The sequence below is a fragment of the Gordonia sp. (in: high G+C Gram-positive bacteria) genome (assembly GCF_047600385.1).
Classification (GTDB): domain Bacteria; phylum Actinomycetota; class Actinomycetes; order Mycobacteriales; family Mycobacteriaceae; genus Gordonia.
Map to the genome: position 1 here is coordinate 721,150 of NZ_JASGKZ010000001.1, position 19,524 is coordinate 740,673.

General features: G+C 69.6%; 22 protein-coding genes and 3 pseudogenes. 12 read left to right on the plus strand and 13 right to left on the minus strand.

What is annotated here, in order from left to right; translation table 11 throughout:
* Window positions 1–156: 156 nt before the first annotated feature.
* Genes QM809_RS03310 through QM809_RS03345 form a run of 8 tightly spaced genes read right to left on the minus strand, consistent with a single transcriptional unit; the run spans window position 157 to window position 4,869 of the window.
* Window positions 157–1,386, minus strand: a complete 1,230-nt coding sequence (locus QM809_RS03310) for an acyltransferase family protein (protein ID WP_415044406.1) — start codon at window positions 1,384–1,386, stop codon at window positions 157–159.
* A 10-nt stretch (window positions 1,387–1,396) separates the two neighbouring features.
* Window positions 1,397–2,161, minus strand: a complete 765-nt coding sequence (locus tag QM809_RS03315; RefSeq protein WP_415044407.1) for a LysR substrate-binding domain-containing protein — start codon at window positions 2,159–2,161, stop codon at window positions 1,397–1,399.
* Window positions 2,158–2,721, minus strand: coding sequence for a hypothetical protein (locus QM809_RS03320; protein ID WP_415044408.1), 564 nt, complete (start codon window positions 2,719–2,721; stop codon window positions 2,158–2,160). Before QM809_RS03320 ends, QM809_RS03315 begins: the two co-directional genes overlap by 4 nt.
* On the minus strand, window positions 2,718–3,317 hold the full coding sequence (locus tag QM809_RS03325) for a DUF6286 domain-containing protein (protein ID WP_415044409.1): 600 nt from the start codon (window positions 3,315–3,317) through the stop codon (window positions 2,718–2,720). Before QM809_RS03325 ends, QM809_RS03320 begins: the two co-directional genes overlap by 4 nt.
* On the minus strand, window positions 3,314–3,808 hold the full coding sequence (locus QM809_RS03330) for an Asp23/Gls24 family envelope stress response protein (RefSeq protein ID WP_415044410.1): 495 nt from the start codon (window positions 3,806–3,808) through the stop codon (window positions 3,314–3,316). Before QM809_RS03330 ends, QM809_RS03325 begins: the two co-directional genes overlap by 4 nt.
* Window positions 3,801–3,983: a DUF2273 domain-containing protein gene (locus QM809_RS03335; RefSeq protein ID WP_415044411.1), complete on the minus strand. Its 183-nt coding sequence runs from the start codon at window positions 3,981–3,983 to the stop codon at window positions 3,801–3,803. Before QM809_RS03335 ends, QM809_RS03330 begins: the two co-directional genes overlap by 8 nt.
* Window positions 3,980–4,357 carry a hypothetical protein gene (locus QM809_RS03340; RefSeq protein ID WP_415044412.1) on the minus strand — a complete coding sequence of 126 codons (378 nt, stop codon included), beginning with the start codon at window positions 4,355–4,357 and terminating at the stop codon, window positions 3,980–3,982. The genes QM809_RS03335 and QM809_RS03340 overlap by 4 nt, the downstream gene beginning before the upstream one ends.
* Window positions 4,354–4,869: an Asp23/Gls24 family envelope stress response protein gene (locus tag QM809_RS03345; RefSeq protein WP_415044413.1), complete on the minus strand. Its 516-nt coding sequence runs from the start codon at window positions 4,867–4,869 to the stop codon at window positions 4,354–4,356. The genes QM809_RS03340 and QM809_RS03345 overlap by 4 nt, the downstream gene beginning before the upstream one ends.
* Before the next feature lie 134 nt (window positions 4,870–5,003).
* Between QM809_RS03345 and QM809_RS03350 the strand changes: the two genes are divergently transcribed.
* The 3 genes from QM809_RS03350 (at window position 5,004) to QM809_RS03360 (ending at window position 8,519) form a co-directional block, all read left to right on the plus strand.
* The gene (locus QM809_RS03350) at window positions 5,004–6,257 is read left to right on the plus strand and encodes a transcriptional regulator (RefSeq protein WP_415044414.1); all 1,254 of its coding nucleotides are present in this window, start codon (window positions 5,004–5,006) and stop codon (window positions 6,255–6,257) included.
* Between the two features lie 196 nt (window positions 6,258–6,453).
* Window positions 6,454–7,977, plus strand: a complete 1,524-nt coding sequence (locus tag QM809_RS03355; RefSeq protein WP_415044415.1) for an aldehyde dehydrogenase family protein — start codon at window positions 6,454–6,456, stop codon at window positions 7,975–7,977.
* A gap of 113 nt (window positions 7,978–8,090) precedes the next feature.
* Entirely contained in the window at window positions 8,091–8,519 is a 429-nt protein-coding gene (locus QM809_RS03360; protein ID WP_415044416.1) for a DUF779 domain-containing protein, read from the plus strand.
* 214 nt (window positions 8,520–8,733) lie between these two features.
* On the opposite strand, the gene QM809_RS03365 is transcribed toward QM809_RS03360, so the two are convergent.
* On the minus strand, window positions 8,734–9,657 hold the full coding sequence (locus QM809_RS03365; protein WP_415044417.1) for a D-isomer specific 2-hydroxyacid dehydrogenase family protein: 924 nt from the start codon (window positions 9,655–9,657) through the stop codon (window positions 8,734–8,736).
* 2 nt (window positions 9,658–9,659) lie between these two features.
* On the minus strand, window positions 9,660–10,715 hold the full coding sequence (locus QM809_RS03370) for a YeiH family protein (protein WP_415044418.1): 1,056 nt from the start codon (window positions 10,713–10,715) through the stop codon (window positions 9,660–9,662).
* Window positions 10,716–10,821: 106 nt separating this feature from the next.
* Between QM809_RS03370 and QM809_RS03375 the strand changes: the two are divergent.
* Window positions 10,822–11,710: pseudogene (locus QM809_RS03375) on the plus strand (LysR family transcriptional regulator).
* Window positions 11,711–11,807: 97 nt separating this feature from the next.
* Window positions 11,808–13,001: a lipase family protein gene (locus tag QM809_RS03380; RefSeq protein ID WP_415044419.1), complete on the plus strand. Its 1,194-nt coding sequence runs from the start codon at window positions 11,808–11,810 to the stop codon at window positions 12,999–13,001.
* On the opposite strand, the gene QM809_RS03385 is transcribed toward QM809_RS03380, so the two are convergent.
* Window positions 12,950–13,420 carry an SRPBCC family protein gene (locus QM809_RS03385; protein ID WP_415044420.1) on the minus strand — a complete coding sequence of 157 codons (471 nt, stop codon included), beginning with the start codon at window positions 13,418–13,420 and terminating at the stop codon, window positions 12,950–12,952. The two genes, QM809_RS03380 and QM809_RS03385, sit on opposite strands and share 52 nt — an antisense overlap.
* A 158-nt stretch (window positions 13,421–13,578) precedes the next feature.
* On the opposite strand from QM809_RS03385, the gene QM809_RS03390 reads away from it, so the two are divergent.
* The 3 genes from QM809_RS03390 (at window position 13,579) to QM809_RS03400 (ending at window position 14,903) form a co-directional block, all read left to right on the plus strand.
* Window positions 13,579–14,070 carry a DUF2975 domain-containing protein gene (locus QM809_RS03390; RefSeq protein ID WP_415044421.1) on the plus strand — a complete coding sequence of 164 codons (492 nt, stop codon included), beginning with the start codon at window positions 13,579–13,581 and terminating at the stop codon, window positions 14,068–14,070.
* Window positions 14,071–14,074: 4 nt separating this feature from the next.
* Complete coding sequence (locus QM809_RS03395) at window positions 14,075–14,308, plus strand: helix-turn-helix domain-containing protein (protein WP_415044422.1); 234 nt, start codon at window positions 14,075–14,077, stop codon at window positions 14,306–14,308.
* A 232-nt stretch (window positions 14,309–14,540) separates the two neighbouring features.
* Window positions 14,541–14,903 carry a hypothetical protein gene (locus tag QM809_RS03400; RefSeq protein WP_415044423.1) on the plus strand — a complete coding sequence of 121 codons (363 nt, stop codon included), beginning with the start codon at window positions 14,541–14,543 and terminating at the stop codon, window positions 14,901–14,903.
* A 75-nt stretch (window positions 14,904–14,978) separates the two neighbouring features.
* Here QM809_RS03400 and QM809_RS03405 read toward each other — a convergent pair whose 3' ends face one another.
* The gene (locus QM809_RS03405) at window positions 14,979–16,115 is read right to left on the minus strand and encodes a YncE family protein (RefSeq protein WP_415044424.1); all 1,137 of its coding nucleotides are present in this window, start codon (window positions 16,113–16,115) and stop codon (window positions 14,979–14,981) included.
* A gap of 298 nt (window positions 16,116–16,413) precedes the next feature.
* On the opposite strand from QM809_RS03405, the gene QM809_RS03410 reads away from it, so the two are divergent.
* The 4 genes and pseudogenes from QM809_RS03410 to QM809_RS03425 all read left to right on the plus strand — a co-directional run.
* A complete protein-coding gene (locus tag QM809_RS03410) occupies window positions 16,414–17,529 on the plus strand; it encodes an Ig-like domain-containing protein (protein WP_415044425.1) in 1,116 nt (371 codons plus the stop codon).
* 428 nt (window positions 17,530–17,957) lie between these two features.
* Window positions 17,958–18,143, plus strand: a pseudogene (locus tag QM809_RS03415) (Abi family protein); the annotation flags it as partial.
* Between the two features lie 98 nt (window positions 18,144–18,241).
* A complete protein-coding gene (locus QM809_RS03420; protein ID WP_415047002.1) occupies window positions 18,242–18,364 on the plus strand; it encodes an Abi family protein in 123 nt (40 codons plus the stop codon).
* Window positions 18,309–18,647 (plus strand): annotated as a pseudogene (locus QM809_RS03425) (transposase); the annotation flags it as partial. The gene QM809_RS03420 and the pseudogene QM809_RS03425, both read left to right, overlap by 56 nt.
* A 103-nt stretch (window positions 18,648–18,750) precedes the next feature.
* On the opposite strand, the gene QM809_RS03430 reads toward QM809_RS03425, so the two are convergent.
* A complete protein-coding gene (locus tag QM809_RS03430; protein WP_415044426.1) occupies window positions 18,751–19,380 on the minus strand; it encodes a PIN-like domain-containing protein in 630 nt (209 codons plus the stop codon).
* Window positions 19,381–19,524: the final 144 nt, after the last annotated feature.

Genomic DNA, 19,524 nt, shown 5'->3' on the forward strand with positions numbered 1-19,524 from the left:
CGTCGAGCAGACGCTGCGCCAGGCGCGGCCAATCGGCGGCGAGTCGCGCCACCAGTCCGGGCCCGGCGGCGTCCGAGGGGCGGGGCTCCGGCGACGGTTCCGGCACAGTCTTCTCTCCTCAGAACGACGATCACGGGGCGCACGGCGTCCGCCCGGTCAGGATATGCGCCGCCGGCGACCTTCCCCGGCGGCCTTCCCGACGTCGGCCGATCGGTCCGGCCTCCCGAACACGCGGGCGCGGGTCCGCCGGTCGGCGGTCACGACGTGCAGGAGCCAGGCGATCGGCGTCGAGACCACCGTGGTGACGAGGAAGACGAGCACCGTCGAACCGGAGAAGTCCGAGTAACCCAGCCAGCCCATGGCGAACTCCAGCACCATCACGTGCACCAGGAAGAACTCGTAGGAGATCTCCCCGAACCAGACCATCGGGCGGGCGCCGCAGAACCGGCGCCACAGCGTGTCCGTCGTCCCGGGCCGCTCCGGGGTCAGCACCAGCGGGGCGATGAGCCCGAGTGCGACGACCAGATAGAGCACGTGCTTGACGATCGTCTCGACGGCGCCGGCGGGGATGATCGTCGGTTCTCCCGCGAACGCCCCCGCGGAGACCACGAACGCGACCAGGCCGAGCGGCACCGCCCACGGCACGCTCCGGCGCGGCCGCATCGCCGCGACCACGGCGAGCGCCATGCCGCCGACGAACCAGAGCCCGAACGCGGGCGGCCACATCCGCGCGGTGGGGTCGACGTCCGGGAACTCGTGGACGACGATCGAGAAGAACAGCGACAGCAGCGCGAGCAGCCCCAGACTCGCCAGCATCGGTCCCGGGCGCCAGCGGTCCCCGCAGACCGCCGTCGTCAGCAGCCACGCGAGCGCCGGCAGCACCAGGTAGAACGCCACCTCGGCGGTCATGCTCCACATCTGGGTGAGCCCGGTGTGCAGGTGACCGAAGCCGTAGACCTGGGTGAAGGTCAGGTTCCGCAGGAGACCCGACCAGCCGTGACCGGTCGTCCCGGGATCGGTCCGCACCAGATAGATCAGGTACACGGCGACGACGACGATCCAGTACGGCGGCACCACGCGCCGGAACCGATGCCGGAAGTACCGGCCGAGCCGCGGGTACGACGGCCGACCGCCTCCTTCCGGGTCCCCGTCTTCCAGGTCCCTGCCTCTCCGGTCCTGGTCCCGGAGCGCCCGCACCCACGGCCGGAACAGCAGGAATCCCGAGAGCACGAAGAAGAGCGCCACACCCACCTCGAACCGGGAGAGCAGTCGGCCGGTGACGTCGTCGGTGTACCCGCCCGTCCAGTAGGCGGCGTGGGTCAGGCACACCGCCAGCGCGGCGATCGTCCGGAGCCCCGTGAGCGGTGCCGATCTCGTCGTGCTCACGGGTTCGGCGTCAACGCCCGCCACGCCGCGGAGTCCGGCGGGTGGAGTGTCTCCCGCTCCCCTTCGACCCGGCTTTCCCCGCGCCCTTAGGTTTCCGCGGCGGGATCCGGCCCGCCGCCTCGCGGGCCGCCCGCTTGGCCGCGGCCTTCTCCTTGGCCGAACGCTTGGGGGCCGGCTCGCTCCGACCCCGCGACGACCCGGCCCGACGACCCCGCACCACCCCGATGAACTCCTCCACCGTCTCGCTAGTCGGCTCGGGCCACAGCAGGCCCACCGGCGCGGCGGGCGCATCGGTGATCGGCCGGAAGGTCAGGTCACGACGATGATGCAGCCGCGCCAGCGACATCGGCACCACCAGCAGCGCCATCCCGGCGGCGACCAGTTCCACCGCCGCGGCGGTGGTGTCCGGGCGGTGGTCGGCGGCGGTTCCGGGCCGGTCCGGCCAGTCCACGACGTCGTCGTGCGGGCGCAGGAACGTCTCGTCGGCGAGGTCGGCGGCGGCCAGTTCGTCGGCCGCGGTCAGCACATGGTCCTTCGGCACGACGACGACGGACACCTCGTCGTACAGCCGGATCACCGCCAGCCCGGGCTCCCCGGCGGACGTCGGGCGGGCGAGGGCGGCGTCGACGCGGCCCGCACGGACGACGTCGGCCGCCTCCCCCGCCTCGACCGCCACCAGTTCCACCGCGGTGCCGGGGCGTCGTTCTTCGAAGATCCGGACCCATTTGGCCGGCATCACTCCGGGGACGTAGGCCAGCCGGAAGGTCTCGCTCATCGTCGCGCCTTGGGCGGAACCAGATCGATCATCGCCTGCACGTGCAGATCGGCACCGTCGACGGCCTCCCGGACCTGTTCGATGCTGCGCGCCAGCACCTCGGCGATCTCGTCGTAGGAGTGCGTCGGCGGCGCGGTGACGACGATCCGCAGGATCTTGGCGCCGCGATCGTCGATCGCCTTGGCCGAGACGTCGCTGAACAACCGGTGCTCGGCCAGTTCCGTCTCGACCGCCTGAGCGATCAGGCCGGGGGCGACGGTCATGCGACCGCCCGCGTCCGACCCGTCGAGCACCAGCGTGTCCACCGCGTGCGGCCGGACCAGGGTCGCCAGCAGCCGCAGTCCCCAGAGCACCGCGAGCGCGACGATCCCGACCAGGACCCACGTCCACCAGTGCGCATCGGCGGCCTCGCGCACCGTGTCCGGATCGATGCGGTGGACCCAGCGCGCGGGCGGACCGGCGTCGACCTGCGAGAAGACCAGACCCAGTCCGACGACGATCAGGACGGCGCCGATCAGGCCGACCGAGATCCGGTTCCAGGCGGCGGGCAGGCGGTTCATCGGTTCTTCCTCGTTCCGGTGGCGCGGACCTTCACCGTGACCCGGGAGGTGATCCCGAGACCGTCGAGCACGGCCCGCGCCGTCGTCGTGACGGACTCGACGTCGACGACGTCGGGGTCCCCGGAGACCGTCACGGTGACGGTGCGCCGCCCGACCAGCGTGACCGCACGGTCGACGCCGGGGACGTCGGCGACGGCGGCGCTGCACCGGCGTGCGACGGCCCGCGGGAGGGTCCAGAGCACGCCACTCGCGCCGACCGGGAGATGGTTTCTGCGACGCGGCTTCACCGCCGACCACACCATGCCCAGCCCGACCGCGATCAGCGCCGCGGCCACCGCCCACGTCCAGCCGTGCCAGCCGACGTCGGTGCTCCAGTGCGCGGCTCCGCGCAGCCATTCCGGCCCGTCGACCCAGCCCGCCCGAACCACCAGGTCGCGGATCGCGATCCCGGCCAGGACCAGCAGGAGCAGTCCGAGCAGCGCGCCGACGATCACCGCCCCCGGTGTCGCGGCCGGGGCCCGGACCCGGCCGTCCGCGGTGTCGCTCAGCGCCGGGAGTCCGCGGCCTCGGGAACCGTCCGCGTGATCGTCGTTCACCCGCGCACCTCCGCGTCGTCGTCCGGGGCGGTCCGGGCGTCCACCGTCTCCGGCGGCGGCAGTTCGATCATCCCCGACCGCAGCTTCTTCGCTTCTGTCCGCGGCACCAGTCGGGCCACCTCGACGTCCACCGCCACCGGTCGCACCCCGGTGAGTCGTTCCAGTTCCTCGGCCAGATGCGTGCGCAGTTCCCGGCAGACCCGGGTGATCGGCGACGGCCAGGCGAGCGCCACCGCCACCGCCAGCCGCGGGGTCGCGGCGCCCATGTCGATCCGCGCCTTCGGATATCCGCCGCCCACCACCGCGCGAGCACCGGCGACGTCGCCGAGCATCGAGCCCATCGAGTTCTTGTAGGCGACCACCGATCCGACGTCGAGCGCGGCGCGTTCGGCGATCGCCGCACCGACCCGATCGGCCAGGACCAGGGTGCCGGCGACGGGGGCCGGCGCGGGAGCATCGTCGGGTGCGACGGACGGATCGCCGTCACCCACGATTACGGCTCCGGACCACGGCGCTCAGGTCGATGGTGCCGTCACGATGCAGACCGGCCGCCAGACCGATCGCACCGAGGACCACCCCGAACAGGAATCCGATCAGGCCGCCGGTGGTCGCGGTGAGCGCCAACAGCAGGCCCGCGAGGAGCCCGATCGCCGCGTAACTGTTCATCGTTCGTCGCTCTCTGCTGGTCGGGGGTGGGACGGATCCGCGGGGGCGGACTTCGATTCGGGGTCGGTCGGCGCGTCGTCGGGCAGCCGGAGATCGGCGACGAGCACGTCGATCGGCCGACCCGCCACCGGTTCGGCCGCGGCCCGCACCCGCTCGGCCACGGCCTGCAGGTCGTAGCCGAGTTCACCGACGATCGCGACCTCACCGGCCTCGTCGCGCAACGCGATGCCGATCACCCGGCCGCCGGGGCCGAAGGTGGCCACCGCGCCGAACGCGCCGCCGGACAGCCCGGCGACACCCGGTACCGCGAGGACCGCGGCGGCGACCGATTCGGCCAGGTCGCCGGGGTGGTCCGTGCCGACGACGCCGGTCATTGTACGCGCGGGGGCTGTGCGGGATCGTTCTGCGGGGTCGTCGTCTCCGGCAGGTGGACGTCGTGCACGGTCACGTTCACCTCGGTCACTTCGAGTCCGGTCATCTGCTCGATCGCCGAGACCACGTTCCGGCGGATCGCGTCGGCGAGCTGATGGATCGGCACGCCGTATTCGGCGATGATCTGCACGTCCACCGCGGCCTGCTTCTCGCCGACCTCCACGTCGATGCCCTGGGTCACGTTCGACGACGTGCCCGGCACGAAGTCGCGCATCTTCCCGACCATGCGCTCACCGGTGCCGCCGAGGTCGTGGACGCCGTTGATCTCGCGGGTCGCGACCCCGGCGATCTTGGCCACCACGGTGTCGGCGATCACCGTGCGGCCGCGGCCGTCTCCCTGATCGCGGCGCACGATCTCCTTGTTGGTGGCGCCCGCGGCGGGAATCACCGTATCGATCGACGCGGATGCGGTCGACGGCGCGTCGTCGACGGTCGGGGTGGTGCGCTCACTCATCAGGTCTCCTCCACATCCGGCACCGGCGGCCGGGCTCGATGCCTAGATTATTGCCGACACCGGCACAATTGCGGACAATCGATGGCAGGGTTTGCACGAAACCCTGTTTCGATGATCCTGCGACCGGAGGCGACATGGTCGATGCCACGCTGACGCAGGTCCAGCGTGCCTACGAACGGTTCCTGTCCGGAGCCGAACTCCCCGCCGAAGCAGTGCGCAAAGTCGTCCGAGACTCCTGGCAGCGCGCCGTCCAGGGCGGCCTGGATCCCGGCGTCGTCGACGTCGCCTCGCACGACCAGTCCGATGCCGAGTTCGAGGAGTACCGGGCCAGCCACCCGCTGACCGCGATGCGCCCGCTGGTCCAGTCCCTGATGCTCGACGACATCGCGGGCACCGGCGTCGTCGTCGCGCTCACCGATCAGGAGGGGCGGCTGCTCTGGGTGGAGGGCGACAAGACCGCACGCGACCTGGCCGCGCGCATCGATTTCGTCGAGGGCTCGGTCTGGAGCGAGGGCACGGTCGGCACCAACGCCCCCGGGCTGGCCCTCACCGTCGACAAGGGCGTGCAGATCCGCGGCCCCGAGCACTTCTTCAGTCAGGTGCACGACTTCAACTGCGCCGCGGCACCCGTGCACGATCCGCGGACCGGCGAGGTGCTCGGCGCGATCGACGTGACCGGCGGGGCCGCCGCGGGCCAGCCGTTCGCGCTCGCGGCCGTGCGTTCGGTGGTCGCCGCCGTCGAACGCGAACTCCGGGCCCAGGCCACCGATCTGAGCCCGAACCGCGTCTTCCCACAGGTCCAGCGGCATCCCCGGCTCACCGTCCTGAGCACCACCGGTTGGACCGCCGCCGGCGGACGACGCTCCCCGCTCTCCCCGCGGCACGCCGAGATCCTGCTGCTGCTCTCCCAGCGCCCGGAGGGGCTGAGCACCGACCAGCTGGCCCTGCGGCTGTCCGATGGCGAGCTCGGCGCCGTCACCGTGCGCGCCGAGATCTCCCGGCTGCGCCGCGATCTCGGAGACCTGATCGCCGCCCGCCCCTACCGGCTCACCGTCGACGTGACCTCCGACGTCGGCGACCTGCGGCGGCTCATCGCCCAGGGCTCACTCGTCGACGCCGTCTCCGCTCTCGGCCGGGGCGGTCTGCTCGCCGAGTCGAAGGCCCCCGGCGTCGTCGAGCTGTTCGAGGAGATCCGCGAAGACCTCCGTTCCCGGCTGCTCGCCGGCGCCGATGCGAACGCCCTGGCCGCCTGGACGTCGTCGCCGCACGGCCGCGACGACCTGCTCGCCTGGCAACGTCTCACCGCCGTGCTCCCGCCCGGCGATCCGCAGCGCACGATGGCGGCCGGCCGCACCCGGCTGCTCGACCGGCGCTACGGGCTCGGCTGAGCACCCTCTCCTCGCATCTCCGCGCGAGACGGCGCACCCCGCCGGGCTCCTCCTCCCCGCTCCGAACTGCGGCGACGGCCGTTGCATCGCACCCGCATCAGAGTTGCAACGTGACTGCAACCACATCTTGAGTAACGTGTGCTTCAGATCACCAGGAAGCGGTGGCGTTCCGCCACCCGCACAAAGGAGAGTTTCGATGCCGGTATTCGCCAAGCCAGGATCCGAAGGCTCGCTCATGAGCTTCGAGTCCCGTTACGACAACTTCATCGGCGGCGCCTGGGTACCGCCGGTCAAGGGCCAGTACTTCGAGAACCCGTCCCCCGTCGACGGCAAGACCTTCTGCGAGGTCGCCCGGTCGACCGCCGAGGACATCGATCTCGCCCTGGACGCCGCCCACGCCGCCGCGCCGGCCTGGGGCAAGACCCCGGTCGCCGCACGCTCGGCCGTCCTGAACAAGATCGCCGACGTGATGGAGGCGAACCTGGAGAAGATCGCCCTCGCCGAGAGCTGGGAGAACGGCAAGGCGATCCGCGAGACCCTCGCCGCCGACATCCCTCTCGCGATCGATCACTTCCGCTACTACGCCGGAGTCATCCGCGCGCAGGAGGGCGGGATCTCCGAGATCGACGAGAACACCGTCGCCTACCACTTCCACGAGCCCCTCGGCGTCGTCGGCCAGATCATCCCCTGGAACTTCCCGATCCTGATGGCCGTGTGGAAGCTCGCTCCCGCGCTCGCCGCGGGCAACTGCGTCGTCCTGAAGCCGGCCGAGCAGACCCCGGCGTCGATCCTCTACGTGATGAGCCTGCTCACCGACGTCATCCCGGCCGGCGTCGTCAACGTCGTCAACGGCTTCGGCGTGGAGGCCGGCAAGCCGCTGGCCTCGAGCAACCGTATCCGCAAGATCGCCTTCACCGGTGAGACCACCACCGGTCGCCTGATCTCCCAGTACGCCTCGGAGAACCTGATCCCGGTGACCCTGGAGCTGGGCGGCAAGAGCCCGAACATCTTCTTCGACGACGTGCTCTCCGCCGACGACAACTTCGTCCAGCGCGCTCTCGAGGGCTTCGCGATGTTCGCGCTCAACCAGGGCGAGGTCTGCACCTGTCCGAGCCGCGCGTTGGTTCAGAAGGGCATCTACAACGACTTCCTCGAGCGCGCCGTCGACCGGGTCAGCAAGATCAAGCAGGGCAACCCGCTCGACACCGACACCATGATGGGCGCCCAGGCGTCCAACGACCAGTACGAGAAGATCCAGTCGTACCTGGCCATCGGCAAGGAGGAGGGCGCCAAGGTCCTCATCGGCGGCGACACCGTCGACCTCGGCGGCGACCTCTCGGGCGGCTACTACATCCAGCCGACCGTCTTCGAGGGCAACAACGACATGCGGATCTTCCAGGAGGAGATCTTCGGTCCGGTGCTCTCGGTGACCAGCTTCAACGACTACGACGACGCCATCCGGATCGCCAACGACACCCTGTACGGTCTCGGCGCCGGTGTCTGGAGCCGCAACGGCACCGTCGCCTACCGTGCGGGCCGCGACATCCAGGCCGGTCGCGTGTGGACCAACACCTACCACGACTACCCGGCGCACGCGGCGTTCGGCGGCTACAAGCAGTCCGGCATCGGTCGCGAGAACCACCTGATGATGCTGTCGCACTACCAGCAGACCAAGAACCTGCTCGTCGGTTACAGCGGCGACCCGAAGGGCTTCTTCTAGATCGGTCTGGGAGACAATGATGTCGGCCCGCTGTTTGTGCCCCAGGATCCGGGGGCACAAACAGCGGGTCGGCGCGTTTTCACCGGATTCCGGAGAAGGACAGAGGAACGACGATGAGCGATGATTCCCAGAACGGCGCCCCCGAGCGCGTCGTGGCCAAGCAGGCCACGATCGACCTCCTCACCAAGCTGACCGAGTTGCACGGCGGTCTGATGATCCACCAGTCCGGCGGCTGCTGCGACGGCTCGGCCCCGATGTGTTACCCGGTCGGCGAGTACCGGATCGGCCAGCGCGACGTGCTGGTCGGCGAGATCCCGCTGCCGGGTCCGCTGCCCGCGGTCCGCGTGTGGATCTCCGGCGACCAGTTCGAGGTGTGGAAGCACACCCAGCTGGTGCTCGACGTGGTGCCCGGCCGCGGCGCCGGGTTCTCGCTGGAGGCCCCCGAAGGCGTGCGCTTCCTGTCGCGGGCCCGGGCCTTCTCCGACGAGGAGAACGCTCTGCTGGAGCAGTCTCCGCCGAAGACCGGCGCGGACTTCGACTGACGCCGAGCCCCTTCGACTCGCCGACTCACTCCGTTCGTCGGCGGCTCAGGGAGCGTGTGGAACCGATCGGCCCAGTGCCACCCACCGCTCCCTGAGCCGGTGCGGAGCGTAGCGACGAACCGTGTCGAAGGGCCCGGGCCGATCCCTGAGCCGGGCGTGAACGCAGTGAGCGACCGAGTCGAAGGGACTCCGCGCTCCCCGGCGGCACCCCGGCTCAGTACTCCGCGGCCGGATCGACGACGGAAATCAGCTTCTCCCCCGCCGTGAAACGCCGGATGTTCTCGGCCAGCCACGGCGCCATCTCCCGAGTCAGGCCCGGCGCCGGATTCGCGATGTGCGGGGTCACGATCAGGTTCGGGCACTCCCACAGCGGGTCGTCGGACGCGGGCGGCTCCGGGTCGGTCACGTCGAGCGCGGCACCGGCGATCACGCCGTCCCGCAGCGCGCGGCCCAGCGCCGCCTGGTCGATCAGCGCACCGCGGGCGACGTTGACGACCCAGCTGTGCGGTTTGAGCAGGGCCAGCGTGCGGTCGTCGATCAGGTGCCGGGTCTCCGCGGTGGCCGGCGCCGCGAGCACCACGTGGTCGGTCTCGGCCAGCACCTCGTCGAGCTGATCGGGGGTCGCGGTGCGGACCGCGCCCTCGACGGGGGTGCCCGACCGGTTCACCGCCACCACCCAGGCGCCGCACGCGGAGAGTCGCGGCGTCAGCTCCCGGCCGATGCCGCCGGCCCCGATGATGGTCACCGTGGCCCCGCGCAGCGTGCGCACCGCGGGCGGGATCACGTCGTCGTTCCAGCCGAGGACCACGCTGGTGTCGATCTGCCGCAGTCCGGCCAGCAGGAGGGCGAGCGCGTGTTCGGCGCAGCCGGCGGCGTAGAAGCCGGAGGCGTTGGTCCAGATCCGGTTGCCGTCGATCACGCCCGCGGCCCGGAACCCCTCGATCCCGGCGGTCTTGAGCGCCACCCATTCGACGGTGTCGGCGAGGTCCGGGAACTCCGCCGGATCACCGATCCACACCAGCACGCGGGCCCGGTCGAGAGGAACGACGATGCCGCCCGCCTCCTCGACGGCGGCGACCAGGTGCGGATCCCGCTCCGGCTCGATCGCGACGGGCAGCGGACTTCCGGCGACACTCATGCCTATAGGTGTAGCCCACCGACCGCCAGTGCGCCCCCGAGTCCGACCACCGCGATCCAGACGGTTCCGGCGGCGCCGAGCACGAAGGGCCGCGGGCCCGCCGCCCGGATCGCGCCCGCCCGCACCCCGGTGCCGAGCGCGAACATCGCGGCGCCGAGCAGCGTCGTCTGCACGTGTCCCGCCGCGGTGAGCACCGGATCGGGCACCAGACCGGTCGACGACAGCGCCACGCACGCGAGGAAACCGATCACGAAGAACGGCACCAGCGGCGGGCGGGCGCCGGCGGAGAGGGTGCGGCGGCGTCGAACACTGAGCACGGCGAGCACCGGCGCCAGCATCAGGACGCGGCCGAGTTTCACCACCGCCGCGACGGCCAGCGCCCCCGAACCGATGATCCCGCCGGCGGCCACCGCCTGCGCCACCTCCTGGATCGCCAGACCCGCCCACATCCCGCCGAGTTCCGGGTTCAGCGTGAACAGTCCGACGACCGCCGGGATCACGCCGAGCAGCAGGGTGCCGAACACCACGACGGTGGCCACGGCGGTGGCCGTCTCGTTCTCGTCGGCGTCCACCACGCTCTCGGCCGCGGCGACCGCGGCCGCACCGCAGATCGAGGTGCCGCAGGCGATCAGCAGGCGTTGCGCCGGGCTGAGTCCGAGCTTCGCGCCGAGCCACAGGATCGCGCCCAGGCCGGCGGCGACGGTCACCACGATCGCGGCGATCACCCCCGGGCCCAGGGCCAGGACGTCGCCGAAGACCAGTTGAAGACCGAGCAGGGCGACGCCGATGCGCAGCAGCGGCCGGGCGGCCAACGCCAGGCCGGGCGCATACCGTGCGCCGAGCGGACGGACGTTGCCCACGACGACCCCGAGCACGATCGCGAACACCGGCGGGCTGACCGCGGGTACCAGCAGGTGCCCGATCGTCGCGGCCGCGGTCGCCGCGGCGACCACCGCCAACCCCGGTATCCGAGCGGCGGTCTCGGACTTCCCGGCCTTCCGGATCGGCGCCGCCGGGTCGGGTCTCCCGGGATTCGGTCGGCTGACGGTTCTGGTCATGCCACCAGGGTGCGCGGGATCGTCGTCGTGCAGAAGACGCCGTTTCCGCATGGAGTCATATCCCGAGTGCATGGCCTGCCATATCCGGAACGGATATCCTCGGCGCATGCGTGCGAGTTCGGTCGATCTGCCCGCTCTGGAGCTGCTGGTGGAGGTGGACGAGCGCGGCAGTCTGTCGGCGGCGGCCCGCGCGCTCCGGATGGCGCAGCCCAACGCCAGCCGCGCGATCGGCCGCCTCGAACGGAACCTGGGCGTCACGCTGCTCACCCGCACCACCACCGGTTCGCGGCTCACCGCGCAGGGCACGGTGCTGGTGCACTGGGCGCGTGAGACCCTGGGCACCGCACAGCAGCTGCTCGACGTCGCCGCGGGTCTGCGCGGCGAGCAGGCCGCCTCGCTGAGCGTCGCGGCCTCCCTCACCGTGGCCGAGCATCTCGATGCCGCGCTGGCTCGGCGAGTTCCGCGCCACCTACCCGGACACCTCGGTGAGTCTGCAGATGCAGAACTCCGCCGGAGTGCTGGAGCTGGTCACCTCGGGTGAGTGCGCGGTCGGCTTCATCGAGTCGCCGGCCCGCCCGAAGGGCCTGCGCAGCGAGGTGGTGGCCCGAGATCGCCTGGTCACCGCGGTGCCACCGGAGCATCCGTGGGTCCGGCGCCGTCGTCCGGTCACCGTCGACGAGCTCGCCGGGACCCCGCTGGTGACCCGCGAAGCCGGATCCGGCACCCGGGACACCCTCGACGCCGCGCTCGCCGGACACCCCCGCGCGGCACCGCTGCTGGAACTCGGGAGCAGCGCGGCGATCCTCACCGCGGTGGCCACCGGCGTCGGCCCGGCCGTGCTGAGCGACCTCGCGGTGGACTCCGCCGCGGCCACCGGCGCGGTCCGGGTGACGGAGGTGGCGGGCCTCGTCGTCGAACGTGATCTGCGGGCCATCTGGCGGCCGCCCCGTCTCACCGGCCCGGCCGCCGATCTGGTGCGGATCGCCCGGCCGTGACCCGGCGGGGACCTTGTCGTCGACGACGAATCGGCGGGACCGGATCTCTCCTCTGCGACTAGAGACGGCCGCCGGGCGCGGCAATACCGTGGATGCCATGACCATTCCGGCCCTCACCCCCGATCGGGACCCGTTCCACACCGCCTGCGACGGGCTGGCGGATGCGCTTCCCGGCGCCGTCCTCGGCACCCGCGAGGTGACGCTCGCCGCGGCCAGCCGGATCAGGATGCGCGCTCGCGCCCGACAGCTGCGCTACCGCACGACGGATCTGCGCGGCCGCGCCGAAGTGGGGGTCACCACAGTGGTCACCCCCGCCGCGCCGGCACGCGGGATCCTCTCGTACCAGTGCGCGATCGACGCGGTGTCGTCACGGTGCTTCCCGTCGTACGCGTTGCGGCACGGCAGCCGGGCCGACGGCGCCCTGGCCCGCATCGAACTCCCGCTGATCCTGGCCGCGGTCCGGCGGGGCTGGGCCGTCTCGATCCCCGATCACGAGGGTCCGCGCGGCCACTTCGGGGCGGCCCGCGAACCCGGCTACCGGGTGCTCGACGGGGTGCGGGCGACCCACGAACATCTGCGGATCGCCTCGCGCGGCGACACCCCGGTGGGTCTGTGGGGCTACTCCGGCGGAGGTCTCGCCACCGTGTGGGCGGCCGAGGAGGCCGGGACCTACGCACCCGAACTGCATGTGGTCGGCACCGTCGCCGGAGCCCCCGTGGGCGACCCCGGCGCCGCCTTCCGGCGGCTCAACGGCGGGCGCTTCGCCGGGTTCCCCCTGGTCTTCATCGCCGGGCTGTGCCGGGCCTATCCCGAACTGCACGACGTCCTCGACCGCCACGTGGCGCCGCGGTTCCGCGACCGGATCGCCGACACCGAGCAGCGCACCACCCTCGACGTCCTCGCCCGCCTGACCTTCCGCAGCATCGACGGCCATCTGAACCACGGGCTGGATGCACTGCTCGACGATCCCGTGCTCACGCGGGTGATCGACGACATCCGGCCGGGCCGCCGCAAGCCGCACGCACCCGTGCTGATCCAGCAGGGCGAGCGCGACGAGGTGATCGCCGCCGCCGACGTGCGCGCACTGGCCGAACGGTATCGCGCGCTCGGCGGCGACGTGACCTACCGGGAGTTCGCGCGCGGATGGCATCTGCCGCTGCAGTTCGCCGGCGCCCCGGGTGCGCTCCGGTGGCTGGACGCCCGGGCGACGACCGCGGCGGCGGAGTCCGGGAGTTCGGATCAGTCGGCGACCAGGACGGTCTCGATCTCCTCCAACGCCTGTCGCGCATAGCCGTTCCACATGCGCTTGAACGCGGGCATCAGCGCGCCCGCCACCGTGTTCGCCGGGGTCACCTGCCACGACCAGGTGATCCTGGTGCCGGTCCCGGCCGGCTCGAAACTCCAGCGGCCGACCACACCGCCGATCAGGAACCGGTTGGGGCCCCGGGTCACGGTGAGCCGGTAGGCGAACGAATGCGGTTCGTCGAGCTCGGTGAGAGTCTCGTGCAGACGGCCGCCGTCGCTCAGCTCCACCGTGCGCGTCTGTCCGACGGTCCCCCATTCCCCGTCTTGACCGCTCACCCCCGAGATCGCGGCGATCGCCGCGAACCGGCGGCGGAAGATCCGCTCCAGCGGGAGCGGAAGAATCCTCTCGAACGCCTCCTCGACGGGGACGGGCACGGCGCGGGACGCGGTGAGATGCACGGTCATGCGCGCAGCCTACCCACCGATCGCGGGTCCACGGCCGGACCGAGACCCGGCGCCCGTCGTCGCAGGGGCGGGGCCCGCCTCTTCCTCTTGCGGGGAAGCACCTCCACACCTATCGTTTTTCGATAGATAGTGAATGATGTTCGATCCAGGAGGCCGCGGTGAGCACACTCGCGATCAACACGCTCCGCGTCCTGCTCGCCGGGATGCTCGTCGGCACGACGGCGATCCAGGTCGGTATCGCCGCCGTGCTGATCACCGGCGCCGACCCCGAGGACGGCTCGACCAGGCTGACCGCGCTCCGGATCGTCACCCTCGTGGGCATGATCGTGATCCAGGCTGCGGTGCTGTGCATCTGGCGGCTGGTGACGATGACGAAACGCGGAACCGTGTTCTCCGCCGCCGCATTCGGTTACGTGGACGGTGTCATCGCGTCGATCGTAGCGGCGGCCGCCGTCTGGTTCGCCGCGACGGCGATCGGCGCACCGGACCAGGCCGACGATCCCGGCGTGGTCGTGATCATGGCCGGGATCGGCGTCGCCGTCCTGGGCGTCGCACTGCTCGTCTACGTGCTGCGCACGCTCCTGGCCCAGGCCGTCGCGCGTGACGCCGAAGCCGACGCGCTGACGGCCGAGTTAGACGGAGTGATCTGAGACCGTGCCGATCGTCGTCGACATCGACGTGATGCTGGCCCGCCGGAAGATGTCCGTCGGCGAGTTGGCCACGCGCATCGGGATCACCCCGGCCAACCTCGCGGTGCTCAAGAACGGGCGCGCGAAGGCGGTCCGGTTCACCACGCTCTCGGCGCTCTGCGAGGTGCTGGAGTGCCAGCCCGGCGACCTGCTCCGCTGGGAACCGGAGGAACCCGGCCGCTCCGACGGGCAGACGTAACGCTCCGGCGGCACCAGGAACCCACGCCCTGTCGAGCCGCCGCTCAGCCCGGCTGCGAGGCGGCGACCGCTCTTCGCCCACACGGTCGACGTCGATGGACCGGCGAGTGTTATGCGAAACAGACCGGATCGAGACCACGTGGCGCCGTTCTTCGGCGAAGATGGTCTGTACCACGGCTGCTGTTCGGGGGGCGGCACGAGTTCGTGTGAACCTACGAACAAGGAGTGAGAAGATGCTTTCACCGTTCACCCGATCGATCGCCGTCGGCGCGGTCACCGCGGCGGCGCTCACCGGCGCCGCGATCCTCGCTCCGGACGCTTCGGCGAAGGTCTCCGAAGGCCGCTACCGTTCGACGACCGTGCTGTTCGGCAGCACGACCCGGAGCTACGTGGCGGTCGACGGCTCGACCCTCACCAGCTACGGCCCGTTCGGTCCGCAGCGATTCCGTATCGTCGCGACCCCCGGCGGCGGCTTCGTCGACGCCCACGGCGCACGCTACACGCTGAACAGGCGGGCGGGCGGCGGATACGCCGGGCCGGTCCACCTCGGACCGGTCGTGGTCGGCCACACCGAGCTTCGCCCCACCGTGCACTAGACCGCCCCGATCCGGGCCCGTGATCCTGCGGCGGGCCCGACCTCGTCGTCGGCGAGCCTCGCGGCCCGACCGGACTCAGCCGGCCGCGCTGACCTTCCAGACCCGGTCGGTGCCCCGATTGAGCACGTAACCGCCCTCCAGCGCGGTGCTCGACTTGTCGATCACCAGGAAGGTGTCCTTCTTCCAGCTCAGCAACTGGTTCGGCAGCAGCCCCGTGGAGATGCGCCCGGTGACGTTCAGGGTCTTCTCGTCGAGCACCGAGATGTAGCCGAGGTAGTAGTTCGCCGCGAACAGCTTGCCCTTCATCAGGGTCATCGAGTTGGTGCCTTTACCGGTGGCCACGTCTTTGAGATGCCGGCCGGTGCGCAGGTCGTAGACCGAGAGTCCGTCGTTGATGTTGTTGACGTACACGCGGTTCTTCTTCTCGTCGGCGAGGACGGTGGCGTGCTGTTCGGTGCCCTGACGGGTGTTCCACAGCACCTTCGCCTGCACCGATCCCCCGTTCCGGGTGATCCGGAACTGGGTGAGCGCGCGATAGTACGACGCGACGGTGACGGTGGCGCCGCTCGGGCCGTCGTCGGTGATCGCCATTCCGGCGCCCAGATGCTTGCCCGCCGAGGGGAACTTCGCCTCGCCGAGCCGCTCGAAGGTGTCCATGTCGAAGAACTGCAGAGCACCCGGCTTGGTGGAGATCATCGCGACACGGAGGTCTTCGGCGAACACCACGCCGTGGGCGTGCGGCACGTCGGAGAGGAACTTGCGCTCCTTACCGGTGCGCTTGTCCCAGACCGTCACCTGGTTCGCCGGCGAACCGGTGGTCCAGACGGTGTCACCGGAGCGGGGAACGGCGATCTCGTACGCGGCGGCGACGGTCCCGTACCCGCCGGTGTCGGCCCGGCGCTGGATCGTGAAGCGCTTCTTCACGCGCATGGTGTTCGGATCGACGCGGAGCAGCGACGACTCGGTGGGCTTCTCCATCGGGGTGACGTTGGTCAGCCACAGATCACCGGTCTGCGGGTCGATGGCACCGCGGTAGTTGCCTTTTCCGACGGAGTAGCCGCGGAGGTCGTAGCCCGCCTCGCGAAGCACCGTCGGAGCCGGACCGGATGAGGGGTGGGCGTGTGCGACCGGAGCCGTCACGACGATGCCGAGGGTCGCCGAGGCGACGAGAACCAATGCGACCGCGCGGATACGCGAGAACCGAGGCTTCATTTCTCTTAGGTTAGCCTAAGGGTGACGAGACGCCTACCCGTCGTCGTTCAGAAGCGGACGACAGGCCGCCCCGGCGGCCTCCTCACGCTCACCTCTCCCACACTCGCCTTTCCCGGCGAGAGCGATGTCGGCCACCTTCGGGTGATCGCAATCGTCGTGAATCCCGCATACCGCAGAGCAGATCATCCGGTACGTCCGCTTAGGGCGAGTCGACCTGTGCACGACCACAGAATCCGGTGCCACACTGGCAAGGGTGCACTTCAGATCTCTTCGCCCGCTGTGGTCGGCCCTCGTTCTCGTGACGGTCGTCGCGGCCGCGACCGCCTGCACCGAACCGGTGGCCGCCCCGCCCGCCAAGATCACCAGCGCCGCCCCCGCGATCCACGATCTGAATCCGGCGCGGCCGGTGATCGTGGACGTCGCCGACGGAACCTTCACGACGGTGACGCTCACCAACAAGGCCTCCGGCAAACAGGTGAAGGGCCGGCTGGATTCGACCGGCCACCATTGGCGCACCACCGAGGACCTCGGCTACGGCGCCGCCTACACCGTGGATGCGACGGCCCTGAACGCCGATCGCAAGCCGACGCACCGGATCCTCGAAGTCACGACGCTGGCGCCGACGAAGACCGCCTACGCGAACGTGGTGCCGTCGCCGGACCTGGTGGATCAGGTGGGCGTGGGCGTCGGCCAGCCGGTGTCGGTGCAGTTCACCGAGCCGGTGAAGAACAAAGCCGAGGTGATCAAGCACCTGTCGGTCACCACCACACCGGCGCAGCAGGGCGCCTGGTACTGGATCGACGACCAGAACGTACACTACCGCGGCCCGGACTACTGGCAGCCGGGCACCGAGATCCATCTGTCCGCCGACGTGTACGGCGTCGACCTGGGTGACGGCGTGTACGGCGCCGAGAACAACGACGTCGACTACTCGGTGCACGACTCGTGGGTGGCCAAGGCCGACGGCGCCGCCAAGACGCTGACGATCTTCCACAACGGCCGGCAGGTGAACCAGATGCCGATGAGCCTGGGCGAGGCCGACACCCCGTCCCACGTCGGCGCGCACGTCATCAGCGAGAAGGCGCAGTCGGTGAAGATGGACTCGTGCAGCTACGGCGTGTGCCAGGGCCAGCCGGGCTACTACTCGGAGACCGTGCTGTGGGCCGAACGCCTCTCCAACGACGGCGAATACGTGCACGCCGCCCCCTGGTCGGTGGGCCAGCAGGGCGCCGCGAACGTGTCGCACGGCTGCGTGAACCTGAGCACCGAGAACGCGCAGTGGTTCTTCGAGCACTTCGGGCTCGGCGACGTCGTCGAGATCACGAACTCCGGCGGCGACCCGCTGCCTCTGGACGACACATACGGCGACTGGGCGGTCCCCTGGTCCACATGGAAGGGCGGCAACTCGAACTGACCCGCAGACCGGCGGGATGGTCCGACAACCGATCAGCGCGTACTTCGGCGGGGCGATCGCACGTCGAATCGCGACCGAGTCGGCGATCAGGTGAAGCCCTTGCCGGTCCCGATAACACCTGCGCCGGATCCGGTCGGCCGTCAGCGAGTACGACCCAGCAGGAATCGCTTGATCAGCATGCCCGTGACGGGTGCGGGAGGTAGCCGGTGCGACCTTCGCCGATCCGGCTCCTGCGACACCGGCGATCAGTGTCACACCGGTGACGACCGTAGTGATCAGACGGGCGTTGAGCTTGCGCGTCTTTACACAGCCGGAGGCTATCCTCAGTAGCCGACACGCTGTGCTAACATCCATGTAATCGTTCGGCCCGCACCAGGAGTCATTCTGGGAGCGGGCCGGATTTCTTTCCCGGTAGTGTCGCTGCGCTTTATGCCTTCGACCGCGAGTTGAAGACCCTCGTACTCAGCGGGATCGAACGTGTCGAGGTCGCACTCCGCAGTCGCACCGAATACCTGTTCGGGGGAAGCACGGTCCGCTCGCCCACACCGATCCGTCACGTTTCCGGCCGACTTTCGACCACGCCGACTGGTGGAAGACCGCGAAGGGCCGGATAGGCCGGGCGAAAGGTCCTGACGACGCGGAGTGGTTCAGGGTCACCGTCGCATCCGGGGCGTCGAAGACGGCACAGCAGAAATGGGCCAGGAATCCGCCCCTGGTCAACTGGCTGAAACATCTCACCATCGTGCGCAACATCTGCGCCCACCACGAACGGCTCTGGCACCGCCAGCATCTACCAGCAGCTCATCGCCGACTACGAGCACTCGAAACGCCGTGAGGGCAAGAAACTCATGGACAAGGCCCTGCGCCGGATCCGCGAGGGTCTGCCCGTCGGCCTCGACGAACTCGCCCAACTGGGCCGCAGCCTGTGGGCCCGCCGCAAAGAGATCCTCGCCTACTTCGACACCTGCGTCTCCAACAGGCCCGTCGAAGCGATCAACGGACGCCTCAAACACCTCCGCGGTATCGCCCAGGGCTTCGGCAACCTTGACCACTACATCTTGCGGTCCCTACTGCACTCCGGTCAGCTCGCCGACAGGATCAACGCACTCCGAAAGTGAAGAGCCCGATATCGTCGCCGCCGGCCTGGGTCCCGCTCCACTTGCAGCGCGGAACACGCTGACCATTCTGGCGAGAAAACCTCACTTAAACGATAAGCACTCGCTACCTCTCGGACCGACCGCCGATTGATTTTTGGGCAAGGGAAAATAATTCTCCAAGATCGCATAGCTTAAAAGGGAGGCCGGTTAGCGATCGTATCTCTGCGGTCAGTATCGGGTGCCCAACTCCGGCCAATCTCCAGTCTTGTTTCCCATCTTCTGTAACAAAGATAATACCATCCACATTGGACAGATCGGATACGGCGAGCGCATACATGAAATCGGCCCAAATGAAGAAATCGCCGTGATTATCCGAGGGGTCAGAGAATCCGGGAGGGGTTTTTGTATTATTCCGAATTTGCGCTAGGCTCGAAAATTCGACCCTAGGAACCGACATTGATACGGCTCGATCAGTAAGATTCTTAACCGTTCCAATGAAATATTGCTGCGCCTCTACATCAAACCAATCTCCGTGCCATTTTGCAAAAGACTCTAACGATGTGGCCGCATCTTCGGCATAGGGGCCCAGATCCCGGTCCAGTTCCCTAATCTCCCGAACAAGACTCTTGTGAGCCTCCGTAAGCTTCTTTGATTTAGTTTTAACCCCAGTCAATGCGTTATTCCAAACTTCCTGAACCGCTTGGCCTGGGATAATTAACGGTGCGGTGCGGCGGGAGCCTACTAGGTAGTCCACAGTATCGGGACCTTTTGCGCCTCGCCCTATTCTAAATAGCGCGTTTGTGTCTAGTCCGACCGCTATACTATCGAGGGATTCTAACCAGTCCGGTTCGGTAGATCCAGAATGAGTTTGCTCCAAGCTAGTGGATAGCTCTTCAAG